The following is a 12,090-nucleotide window of genomic DNA, read 5'->3' on the forward strand; positions in this document are numbered from 1 at the left end:
CTGCTGATGATTCACTACGACACCGTGTTCGCCGCCGGCAGCGCGGCGAAGCGTCCGTTCCGCGAGGACGCGGAGCGCGCCTACGGACCCGGCGTGGCCGACGCCAAGGGCGGCGTGGCGATGGTGCTGCATGCCCTGGCGCTGCTCAGGCAGCAAGGCTTCAGGGACTACGGACGGATCACCGTGCTGTTCAATCCCGACGAAGAAACCGGCTCCGCCGGCTCGAAGCAACTGATCGCCGAGCTGGCCCGGCAGCAGGACTACGTCTTCTCCTACGAGCCGCCGGACCGGGACGCAGTGACGGTAGCCACCAATGGCATCGACGGCCTGCTGCTCGAGGTGAAGGGTCGCTCGTCCCATGCCGGCTCGGCACCCGAGCAAGGCCGCAACGCCATTCTCGAACTGTCGCACCAGTTGCTGCGTCTCAAGGACCTCGGCGATCCGGCGAAAGGCACCACGCTGAACTGGACCCTCGCCAGGGGCGGCGAGAAGCGCAACATCATTCCCGCCGAGGCTTCGGCGGAAGCCGACATGCGCTACTCGGACCCGGCCGAGAGCGAGCGGGTACTGGCCGACGCCCGGAAGCTGACCGGCGAACGCCTGATCGCCGATACCGAAGTCAGTCTGCGTCTCGACAAGGGGCGTCCGCCCCTGGTGAAGAACCCCGCCTCGCAGCGCCTGGCGGAAACCGCGCAGACGCTCTACGGCCGAATCGGCAAGCGCATCGAGCCGATCGCCATGCGCTTCGGCACGGACGCCGGCTACGCCTACGTGCCCGGCAGCGACAAGCCGGCGGTGCTGGAAACCCTCGGCGTGGTCGGCGCCGGCCTGCACAGCGAGGCGGAATACCTCGAACTGTCGAGCATCGCCCCGCGCCTGTACCTGACGGTGGCGCTGATCCGCGAGCTGTCCGCCGACTAGCGCCGACGCCCGCAGCCAGCCTCAGGTGCGGAAGCGACCGAGCACCACGCGCAAGCCAGCCATGTGCTCCTTGACCCTCTGGTTGGCCGAAAGCACTGCGGCGGTCCCTTCGTGGGCCTGCTCGGAGAGTCCGGAGACGTTGGTGATGTTGCGGTCGATGTCCTGGGCCACCTGGCTCTGTTCCTCGGCGGCGGTCGCGATCTGCTGGTTGAGGCCGTCCAGCTCTTCCACCGTGGCGACGATGCGTCCCAGCGCCAGGGCCGCGCTGTCGGCCTCGGCGAGGTTGCTCTGGGCATGGCTGGCGCTACCGCGCATGGCGGCGACCGCATCGTTGGCGCCGTCCTGCAACTGCTCGATCAGCCCCTGGATCTCCTGGGTCGACTGCTGGGTACGGTTGGCCAGCGAACGCACCTCATCCGCCACCACGGCGAAGCCGCGCCCGGCCTCCCCGGCCCGCGCCGCCTCGATGGCGGCATTGAGCGCCAGCAGGTTGGTCTGCTCGGCGATGCTGCTGATCACCGTAAGCACCTGGCCGACACTGCCGGCGTGCTGGTGCAGGGTGTTCAGCGCCAGGGCGGTCTGTTCCAGTTCCTCCGCCAAGGCACCGGTCTGGCTGCTGGCGTGCTCCACCAGACGGCGTCCCTCGTGGGCCAGGGCCGCGGCGTCGCGGGTGGAATGCGCCGCATGGTTGGCGTGGCGGGCGACCTCGGCCACGGTGGCGCTCATCTCGTTCATCGCGGTGGCCACCTGGTCCAGGTCCTGGTGCTGGCGCGCCACCTGGTCGCCGGCACCGAGCGCCTGCTCCAGGGCCTCGGCCACGTCCTTGTCGGTCTCTGCCGCGCTGCGCTTGACGTTCGCCAGCAGACCGCTGACGTCCTGGCGCATCCGCTCGTAGCCGGCGACGATGCGGCCGATCTCGTTGTCCGCATGGCCCGCCGCCAGGGCATGGGTGAAGTTAGCCGCACCGACCTCGGTCAGCGCCACCTCCAACCCGCGCAACTGCCGCATCAGCGGCGCCAGGCCGAACTGCCGGCCGAGCACCACCAGCACCAGGATCGCCAACAGGCAACCGAAGGCGATCCACATCTGGGTGTGCTGGACACTGTCGGCGCGCGCGCTCATCAGCGAGACCAGTTTGTTCAGCTCGCCCAACAGCTCGGTGGAATACTGCGAGAAGCCGCGCAGGTCGACCTGGCTGGCAGGCTGTGCCACCTGGTCGAGCATGGCCCGATAGCGGCCCCAGATCTGCGCCACCTTCTGCCGCTGGGCGGCGATCTCCGGCGCGCCCATCCGGCTCACGTTGCGCTCGGCATTGCCCGCATCCAGGTCGGCGGCCGAGCGCTCGTACTGGGCGATGGTCGCGGCCAGGGCCTTTGGGTCGCCGGCGCCGAGCCGCAATTGCAGCGCCTCGCGGGCCATCTTCTGGCTGAGCATGCGCTGCGCACCGGCCACGTTGATGGTTTCCGGCGAGATCGACATGCTCAGGTACAACGCCACCGAGGCGCAGGCGGCCAGGCCGAACATCAGTGCATAGGACAGTAGGAACTGGGCGTTCAGGGTCTTCAACCCGAGCCCCCGCAGAATCCGATCGAACACCCTGGCGACGCTTTCGTTCATTGGCTTTTCCCCACTGGACTGCAGAAACCGATAACCACCCCATCGGCCCGTCGCGCCTGGGCTTGAATCGTCACTTCGCCGATTCCGTCCCCGAGCGCCTCCCTCTCCAGGGCGTGGCCCCCGGCGGGCAAGGCCTGAAGACAGTTTGCCGCTGCGGCATCGGGACGCGCCCTGTAAACTCTGGCAGGTACCCGGCACGCCGCGCCGGAGACGTCATGGAACCCAGCCCGCAAGGACGCCCGCGTGATCCCCGTCGCCCCTCTTCCCCTGATCGTCCCGCTCATCTACCTGTCGTCGTTCGTCGCCGGCATCTGGCTGCTGGTCTGGCTATCGCTCCTGGCCTTCAGCCCGCGCGCGCGCCAGCGCTTGCGCCGCCGCTGGCCGAGCCGCGGCCTGCTGATGCTGCTCCTGCTGATCCCGTTGGGACTGCGCGCCTGGCTGGAGATCGGTCTCTGGCAGTACGAGCGCGAACGCGCGCGCGAGGAAGCCGCGCACAGCGCCGTGCTCGAGCGCCCCTCGCGCCTCGGAGGCATCGAGATGCCTGCCGGCACCCGGCTGAAGCTGGAACTCAAGCACCAGCCAGAAAGCTTCCGCGAAGCCGAATTCCCCACCCCGGTGACGATCCGCGGCGTCGCCACCCGCCACCTGCAACGCTGGCTGCAGAGCGAGCAGGACGACCCGCAGGACCCATGGAAAACCACCGGCGTCCATCCCACTTCGCTGCGCCTGCGTGGCGAGGGCGTCGCCGAGATCGAAGGTTGGCGTTGCGACGCCAGCCAGGAAATCGCCTTCGCCAGCGAGCGCGACGGGCGTCCCGCCGCCTTCGAAGGCTGTAGCCTGGCGACCGGCAACCGCGCCGACGAGATCGACTTCCCCGCCGGTGCGCGATTGTTCGCCAGCGACGGCATGGTCTACACCGACGGCTACCGCGACGCCGAGCGCTGGCGGGTAATGCCGGAAACCGGGCAACGGGTGTCGGTGCGCGGCATCGCGCTGAGCGGCGGCGCCCTGGCCTTCGACCGCGACCGCCGCCTGTACGGCCTCGGCGGCACGGTCCTCGCCGAGGCCTTGCAACTGGGCGCCTGGCACTACCCGGCGGGCACCGAGGTCAGCCTTTCGCCCCGCGCCGCCTGGCGCGCGCAACATCCGCACGCCTGGCTGTTCAGTCCTACCCGCGAAGCCGCTTCGCATGCCTCCGGCGAGCGCCTGGAACACGGCACCTCGCTGTTGCAGACGCTGGACGGCCAGGAACTCGAGCGCCTCGACAACCGCGCGGCAGGAGTCATCGACTTCATCGAACTGGAGATCGGCGACGACCGCTGAACCCGCGCCTCGCGGTTATCTGAGGCTCAGCCGGCAGCGCGGCGGGAAGGGCAATCAGGAAATGGACGAGGCGCATGGACCCTCCGTGGCCATCACTGCGGTATGGCTAGGCATTTTCCCGATCCCGCGGGAAAAGCGATGCCGCTTCGCTTGCCGCACAGCGAAACAGGGCTAGTCTTATCAAGGTGACTTTCTCCTATGGTGGTCACCAAAGCCCCGGGGGCCGCTCATCCCCCCGGGGCTTTCCCTCTCACCTGCAGCCTCTCCCCTCCTTGATACAGCAGCCCATCGCAGTTCAACGAGGAAACCCGATGAAACTCAGCATTGTCGCCCTGGGCCTCTTGTCCATGGCAGGGGTGCTCATCTGCACCTATCTGATCCTGAAATCGCTCAGTGCCATCTGATATCGCTCATCTACGAAGCTGTGGATGCCCATGGGCAGATCGAGCAGTCCGCGCGTAGGATGGGCAGGCACGCTTCCTGCCCATTTTCCGCCAGGAAAAGAAAGGAATTCCTTTCCGAGATTTCCACAGAGGTCATGGATGAAAAAAAGCCCCCTGCTGATACTGAGTGTACTCCTCGCCGCCTGCGGCCCCGACAAGCTGATTTCCGACCTGCCGTCGCCGAACGGGCAATACCACGTCGAGGTTCGGAAATGCCCGGAGAAAGGTTCGATCACCTGGGGCGAAGAAATACAGGTCTCCCTCCTCGAAACCGGGAAATCGGAAAAGTGCCATTCAGTCGTGCAGTCGCTGGCGCAATTCGACCTGCGCGCATCCGCGGACGAATTGCAACTGGAGTGGCTGTCCGATACGGAACTCAGGGCCTGGCACCCTAGCTTCGAGCCCGGAAACCAAGCGGACGGCTCGCGCCTGAAGCACGATGCGCCGGTGAAGATGGTCTTTGCGCCGAAGCGCTGAGCCGCTCGAAAAGCTGTCCTGGCATACCGACCATACGCCATGACAGTCGGAGGCAAGCCAAATAAAAGGTTTACGCGTCATTTCAGGACCCAGGTGCTTCCATTGCTCCATAGCTCGGCATACTGCCCATTGATCAAGGTCAGGCTGCTTCCTGTGTTGGTGTAGCTACCGTAGGTACTGCCCGTGATTCCTCCAGCCAGTGCCGTGACGTTGATGCTGCCGCTCGAACCATTCCTGATCCTGAAGACACAGCCCGAGGCAAGAGCGGCCTCCGGCAGTACGAATCCTCCGCTCCCCGTCAACTCGACCATTTGTCCGACATAATCCGTTCCTGCGATTGCTGAGGACGAGGACAAGGACACCATCGGCAGCTCGCTCCACCCTACGCCTCCTTGTACTTTCGTACGTAACGGCAAAACAGCAGGATAGCCATGTCGGTTGACGTAGACATTCCTCACCTTGGCGATTGTAGGAGCCGCCACTATTCCCATGGTCCACACGGGTCGAATGAGCTGTTGGTTATCGTCGAAGACGGTCAGCCCATCCACTTCGAAATTGCCCTTTGGTTCAATCACTTCCATGGAGTCAGAAGAGTCCTGCCAGACTCCGCATCGATTTATGTTTCCCGTGGCCACGCCGAAGTTCACATTTCTTATCGTGACATCCCTGATGAGTACCGGCGCGTTTCTGGCACTCCAGTTGCGGAAACGCATAGCGCTGCCAAAAGGCTCGTCGACAACGATGCCAACCAGTTGGATCAGACCCGACATAGTGTTTTTCGGAGAGACGCCCCCTCCATATATGAAACCCACTCCGCCATTCTTCGCCCCGTATTGAGTAGCCGAACCGTCTCGTCGGGACTGGAATCCGGAGACCCTGACGGAGACAGGGGAGTCCGTATTCGGGATGGTGAACTGGAGTCCGTTCCCAGCATTGCCCTCGCTCGAACAACCGATCAGGTTGATATCTTCGATGAAGTAACCGCTTCCTTCATTGGGCTCTATGTCGAAGGCCGCCCAGGGTCCATTGGCTGATGCACCAAGTCCATTGGTATTCGTGTTAGTCGCTCGGCAATTCAGCAGCGTCGCGCGCCTGGCATTGATGACCGAAAAGCCATTGCGTCCATTGAAGTTGCAAAGGACTCGGTCGATGCGTACATCTTCGCTTGGTCGCCCCGCATCGCCGGTAACGGCCAATCCATCACCGGAGAACGCGTTGATTGTCAGGTCCTGGACCAGGACTTTTTTCGAGCCATAGATGAAAAGTCCATATCGACCTTCGCCGCTGCGTGCCTCGTTCTTCTGTCCATTGATCTGCATTCCATTGCCGAAGATGAACACATTGCTCTGTCCGGCCATGCTGATGAACGGCTGGACATCCATCGTCACCGTACCGGGCTCCTGGAGAATGACAGTCCGGCTGGTTCCGGCGATGATCTGGTCCGAACCGATAACTAATGGACCGGAGCGAACGGTCGCCGGGGGAAACATGGCCGTGTAACCGATGTGGGCCGCAGAGCCTTCGTTCGAACGGGTTTGTTGCAGAAGCTTTTGCGCTGGCGCGGTGGCGAGTTCCCCTGGCAGCCAGCCGAACCATTCGAGGCGAATGCCATGGCCTTCGATTTTGCGGACAAAGCAGCCAAAGGCGGACGGCTCAGTTTCCCCCGAGCCATCCAGATAGCCAGCCAACCCCGTCTGGGCAGTGTACGCAGGAACAGTGGGGCTGATGATAGTCCCGCCGTTGTGGCGATTCCGCGCAACCGCCCCATCCCAGTAGAACCTGCCACCACCAGTGGTAATACCGGGTCTGTGGCCTTGAACGATGTACTCATGGGTGTAGCTTTGCGGAACATCTGGAAGATCGGCCAGGCTGGCTAAAACCATTGCCGATCTGCCTATAAGTGATGCGCCCTTTACGAGGTCGGTTTCGTCAATCAACGCATTCCATCGCTCATCGCTAGGGTCTCCTACTGTGGCCCCCACCATGGAACCGGTCGTGTCGTAGCTCATGCTTCCTCCTGAAAAATCCGTTTCGCACTTCACCAGGAAAAGGGCAGCCGCAATCGCCATGCTCCCTTGTCAGCAGCCCATGATATGACCGGGATCGTGACAAAGCCCCACCGCCCCAAGTCCTCTGAGCCCCATCGCACCGTGACATCAACTTCCGTCCCAAGCTCGGCATCATTCCTGCGAAAACGAAGCTACGCTACACGGTCTACTGGCGGGGCCGGCTGAACGTCCACCCATTGAAATGGACAACACACTCATTGCCCCCAGGAAAATGATGAAACGGCCCTCATGGCTTGTCGCTCTGCGGGTTGAGAGGAAGTACATCGGGCTAGACGCTGGCAAGGACATAACAAAGCGGCGCCATCCACAGCACCAGGTTGATCGCCCATTGCAGCGCTCTTTCGCGAGCGCTCCCCAGCTTTCGCTGCTGGAGCACGAATGCCAACGCAGTGGAATGCAGCAACAGGGCGCAGGCAGGAAAGACCAGCAGGTAGGCGAACAGCCCAGGCGCATTCATATTGGGATAGCCATGGCTGTCGAGCGATCGCCAGTACGCCACCAGGAAAGCGCTCGCGACCGCGAGGCTGAGCCCCAGGCTGATGCGGCTATACCACTTCATCGATACCCTCCCGACGCGCCTTCCGGACCTACGCCGATCGTCCCGGAAAACGGCCCGATCCGCCTCGCTTCACCCTGCTTCAGTCAGAGCGGCTCAGGGCTTCCGGGGCTCGTTGCCGAGCAGACGATCGAGTTCGCCCATGACGCGATCGCTCTTGGCCTCTTCGAGCTTGCGCCGGGCCTCGGCGAGATTGGCCTGGGCGCGCTCCATCTCGACCATGCCGACGGCGGTGATCACCGCCTGCAATGGCACGCCCCTGCCGGTGGAGCGCATGCCGTTGCGTTCGCGTTGCTGCGGCGCGCAGATGAACTGGAGGACAGCCTCATGGCTTTCGTTGGGCAGCGGGGTCCAGCCCTTGGCGAAGGTGAACTGGAGGTCCGTGGGTTGCCCGTTGTTGGAGAAGGTCTTGGCGTTGACCACCTTCACCTCTCGCGTATCGCAGCGGTACTGATGCGCGCTGAGCAGATGGAAAGAGTCGAACAGCATGGCGATCTGCACCTGCCAGGCGTTTTCGATACCCGGCACCGGTGCCAGCGAATCGGCATCGGCCAGGAACACGTCAAGCTCGGCAGGGTCGTCGCCCTTGTGTACCACCCACCAGTCTTCGGCCCAGGCATGGCCGGATGCGGCCAGCAGCGCGGAGCACAGCCAAGTCACGGCACTGCGGGAAACCTTGCGATAGACGTTCATGTCACCTTCCTTGTGGGGAAATGCTTCCCTGCCGATCGTGGATAGGGGCGGCACCCGGCGCGCCCCTGAGCGAACACCCGCTATTTCAATGACAGCGGCACGCCCCAGACCGGGTCTTCCATGCCCTGCTTGCGCAGCGGTGTGATCTGCAGGGGCTGCAGCCTGGACAGCAGTTGCCGGTGCTTGTCGCTCAGGGCCCGCTGGGCGATCAGGGACTGGCTGAAGTCCATCGGCGCCGGCCAGGTGTAGACGGTCAGGTTTTCCAATGGGCATTCGATCTTCTTCGGATCGATCGCCCGGCACTTCGACTGCTGGTACTTGTAGCCGGGGGTCTTCAGGTGCATGCGCGGGGCCAGCAGCAATTGCCCGCCCTGCACGCTGAAGCTGGCCAGCGCCTTGTCGACCGGCAAGCGTGCCTGGATCTTGATCGAAGGTACGTCGCGGGAGTCGGTCTGCTGGTAATAGCCGGCCTGGGAGCCCTGGGTCGTCTGCGTGTATTGCTGCTCGCCCCAGCTCACGCAGGCGCCCGAGGCCACATGCACGGCGGTGCAGACCTTCTCGGTCTTGATCTCGCTGCCATAGGTGGCATCTTTCCAGACTTCTTCCCGGTAGTACTCGCGATACAGCTCGGGGGACAGGTACGCGGTGCCGTTGGCGCCATGGCCCGAACCGGGCGGACCGCCGCGGGCGCCGACCTGGTCGAGCAAGCCATGGATCTGGTAGTCGTCGCCGCCGGTCAGCAGGTACTTGCCGGGCGGCAGGATATGCACCTCGAAGGCCTTGAACAGATAGGTCTCGTCGGGCTTCCGCTGCAGCGCGTTGGTCTGGAACTTGCGGCCGAAGGTCACCTTCGGGTCCTTCTCGTACTCCCAGATCGCCGTTGGCGTCCACTGGGTCATGGTCAGCGCATCGCTCAGGGACTTGTGCGGCATCACGTCGGCCACCAGTACCACGGCCATGTTCCCTTTCAGCGCCTGGTCCACCAGGTCCAGCATCTGCGCGTTGCGCGGATCGTCCATGCTGCCATAGGCGCCCGAATCGAGTTCCGACACGCAACCGGAAAGGGAAAGAGAAAGCAGCAAGGCGGCGGAAAGGGTAAAACGCGGGCGGGACAGTCTCATGTATCGATCCTTGATAGAGGCTGGTGCGGGTCGTCGAACGGCCCATCTTACTGGCCCATGCCAGGATCGCAATATTTCAAATGGACTAGGACCCGCAAAGACGCGCCAGCAGGGCCAGGAGCCGCCACAGCCCGCCGGCCCTCGTTGGTTCTACGCCTACGCAGACCTCCAGGCGTTAGGACCGGCGTTGTCTGGCAGGCCAGGCTCGGGAAACGTGCACATCCGGAAGAGTGGGTCCCGCGCGCATTGAGGCCACGCCAGTCTCTTCGGAGAGTATCCAGATGTACCAGGTGTAAGCACTATATTACGGAGGTTTTGTCAGTGACTGAAAAACGGTGGCAGCCTATGTCAAGAAGGCTGATGGGGATGTCATCCGCATCGAGCGATTGGCTAACAGTATACGAGCCTCGCTGGAAGGTCTTGGGTTCTCGGACGCCCATGGTAGACAGTTGGAATTGCTCGCCACCGACGATATGGCACAGGCAACGATACTCGACCGGCTACGCATAATGGGAGTCGCGCTTTCAGCAGGCAGGGAATGGTGTCCAGCAGAGGTGTTGGAACTCCTATGTGACCAGAGACTGCTGCATCCTAAAGCACAAAAACTTCGCCACCACACTCCCATCCCTGCGGTGACGGCGCTTCATTTGTCAAGGCATGGTAGCCTTCAGGTTGAACCTAATGGGTACCAGTCGCCCTTCGATAATAAAGAATCCCTGACTCCTATATTTATAGATAGTATCCGTGACATACAAATCTGCTCGATCACCATGAATTTCACGCACAGCATTAGGACTCTTCGTTACCAGAAAGGGCTCTGCACCTCTCAGCTTCTTCAGAGCCTCAGCATCATCAGTCTGGAACTCCATCAAAAAATAGCGATAGACAAACGGAACTGTAGCCCCACCAGAGTCATACAGGACCTCGTATATAGCCCCGCCATTTCCAACCACTTTAACAGAGACAATCCTTGTTGGAGAAGGCATACTTGGCGAAGTGAAATATATATAACCAAACAGCCCCAGAGCCAAACACGAGAGCCCTATCAGAGCAAAATTAGTACCCTTTCGACTTCGCATAGTCTATTCCCGCCTTAATCCATATCTGATCAACGGGATCGTCGCCATACGGAGTCCCCGCCCACCAAGCCCCAAAATCTTTATCAGAGGTTCCTGCTAGAGTCTGAGCAGCACCTGCCGCTCTCAATAAAATCTGCTCCGACAATCCCGCGGCAGCGCCCGTAGCACCGTAATTGAAGTTTCCGAAAGCCTCATACTGTGCACCTTGCTGCTTGTAGTCCCATGGACTATTATTTTTAACCTGACCATAGAACCATGACAGCACTAGTACATTGCTCTTAAGAATCCCTCTCTGCTTTTTGGAAAGCTCCATGTTACTAACAACATCCACACCAGGCGGGCTTTGCGGGATACCTTTCTTAACATCGATTCTTGCTTGCGCCTGTCCCCCAAGAGACTCCGACCGTTTTATGTAATCAGCGAGTCGGCCGATTTCATTAGCAAAATCACTTGCAACCCTAGCATTCTCGGAGTTCAGCGTTGCCTGATGGTAGTCGAGCCACTTCTTCCCTATATCTGTCGTCTCCTGCTTTACAACCAGAACATTTAGCTCATCAATTTCCATTGAACTCAGCGGAGGAGTTATATTTCCATTGGCAAACCTGTACTTATAACCAACAGCAGCGACCTTACTTTCCTCGGAAATCTGTTGAGCAGCCCTTCGCAGTCTATTCACACCATTCAAACGCGTATCTTTAGAGATATCACCAGCTTTTACCTGGACTCTTCCCCGCAAATCCTTGGGCAACTCACGAAGAAGAATATCTCTTTGCTGATCAAAAATAGCACCTTGAGCACTAACTCTCCTAAGAACAACCGCCAGGTCATCACTCAAGGAAGCAGCCGTTGAATCTAACATCTGAAGCGCTAGACTATCAAAATCTTCCCCTACCTTCTTGATACTTTCAGAGTACGCTTTCCCCTCATAGATAGCCTTATAACTTTTAGACATGTTATCCCAGAACGCCACATACGAAGAGTTATCATTTGTTCTCTTCGCCTCTTCACGTGCCTTCATCAGCTCACGCGTAGAAAAATCCGCAACCATGTAGATAGGATTCGAGCCGTACGACTTACTACCTTCAGCAATTTTTTCCTCCATAAGGCCAAATTGGGAGTCAATGAAACTTAGGAAGCCCGAAACCTCACCAACCAGCTTCTCCAGTGCCGTACTATATTTATCTCTCGCTGCCTTGCGCGCTTTGGCAGCAGCGGACCTCATCTTACTCTCTATTTTCTTCTTGACCTCTGGGTATCCATCTTTCTCAATACCACTACGAATAATTGACTCTTCCTGCATGACTTGTAGAAATGGACGTTCGCTAGCCTCGACACCAGGAACACGCCTTCCCTTTCCAGTGCCACCTCCAGCAGGATCTCCAAGCCCATCTATAGAGGTGTTGTCGCCGTAGATCGTAGTAGAAACTAGATTTAGAGGTGCCTTACTCATTTCTCATTCCCCTACTTGCATCGTATTTCACAACACGTTAAACACGAATGATTATCAATTCAATTGAGAATTTTCCTAAAGACGAAGTAGCCTGTTCTCCCCTCTGAAAGCCGAGAGTTCTAAGGCGCACTGGTGGATGTCGGCTGCGAGATAGGCAAGATCCGTCGAAGGAGATGCTGGGTGAATGGCCCCATCATCCATGCCGGCGACTCCTGCTGGCTGGCCGGCTGTAGTGGTCAACCCATCCCGGACAGTGGGTTGAGTTTTTCTTCGGCCACCGCAGGTGGTAACCCGTCGTTGAATTGATGCGGCCTGATCCAGTTGTAGCGGTGCATCAAGTA

General features: G+C 60.4%; 9 protein-coding genes. 3 read left to right on the top strand and 6 right to left on the bottom strand.

Annotated features, from left to right (window positions below; all coding sequences use genetic code 11):
• The coding region (locus tag FFS27_RS18920) for a glutamate carboxypeptidase (protein ID WP_137952145.1) at positions 1–921 on the top strand (921 nt) is incomplete at its 5' end.
• A 21-nt stretch (positions 922–942) separates the two neighbouring features.
• Here the strand turns inward: FFS27_RS18920 and mcpN are convergent.
• Positions 943–2,538, bottom strand: coding sequence for a nitrate chemoreceptor McpN (gene mcpN, locus FFS27_RS18925; RefSeq protein ID WP_021264945.1), 1,596 nt, complete (start codon positions 2,536–2,538; stop codon positions 943–945).
• Between the two features lie 243 nt (positions 2,539–2,781).
• Between mcpN and FFS27_RS18930 the strand changes: the two genes are divergently transcribed.
• Together FFS27_RS18930 and FFS27_RS18935 are read left to right on the top strand one after the other, a co-directional pair.
• Positions 2,782–3,861 (top strand): hypothetical protein, encoded by a 1,080-nt coding sequence (locus FFS27_RS18930; protein WP_003130917.1) that lies wholly within the window; start codon positions 2,782–2,784, stop codon positions 3,859–3,861.
• A 434-nt stretch (positions 3,862–4,295) separates the two neighbouring features.
• On the top strand, positions 4,296–4,781 hold the full coding sequence (locus FFS27_RS18935) for a hypothetical protein (protein ID WP_003138785.1): 486 nt from the start codon (positions 4,296–4,298) through the stop codon (positions 4,779–4,781).
• Positions 4,782–4,858: 77 nt separating this feature from the next.
• Here the strand turns inward: FFS27_RS18935 and FFS27_RS18940 are convergent, their stop codons facing one another.
• From FFS27_RS18940 to FFS27_RS34045, 5 genes are all read right to left on the bottom strand, one after another.
• Complete coding sequence (locus FFS27_RS18940) at positions 4,859–6,790, bottom strand: right-handed parallel beta-helix repeat-containing protein (RefSeq protein WP_019486205.1); 1,932 nt, start codon at positions 6,788–6,790, stop codon at positions 4,859–4,861.
• A 328-nt stretch (positions 6,791–7,118) separates the two neighbouring features.
• Positions 7,119–7,409: a hypothetical protein gene (locus FFS27_RS18945; protein WP_019486206.1), complete on the bottom strand. Its 291-nt coding sequence runs from the start codon at positions 7,407–7,409 to the stop codon at positions 7,119–7,121.
• A 93-nt stretch (positions 7,410–7,502) separates the two neighbouring features.
• Positions 7,503–8,099, bottom strand: a complete 597-nt coding sequence (locus FFS27_RS18950; RefSeq protein ID WP_021264948.1) for a hypothetical protein — start codon at positions 8,097–8,099, stop codon at positions 7,503–7,505.
• An 80-nt stretch (positions 8,100–8,179) separates the two neighbouring features.
• Positions 8,180–9,220, bottom strand: a complete 1,041-nt coding sequence (locus FFS27_RS18955) for a hypothetical protein (protein ID WP_003138782.1) — start codon at positions 9,218–9,220, stop codon at positions 8,180–8,182.
• A 1,056-nt stretch (positions 9,221–10,276) separates the two neighbouring features.
• Entirely contained in the window at positions 10,277–11,749 is a 1,473-nt protein-coding gene (locus FFS27_RS34045) for a polymorphic toxin type 44 domain-containing protein (RefSeq protein WP_023095432.1), read from the bottom strand.
• Positions 11,750–12,090: the final 341 nt, after the last annotated feature.

This window comes from Pseudomonas sp. 2VD, from assembly GCF_005503585.1.
In the GTDB taxonomy this organism is placed as follows: domain Bacteria; phylum Pseudomonadota; class Gammaproteobacteria; order Pseudomonadales; family Pseudomonadaceae; genus Pseudomonas; species Pseudomonas aeruginosa.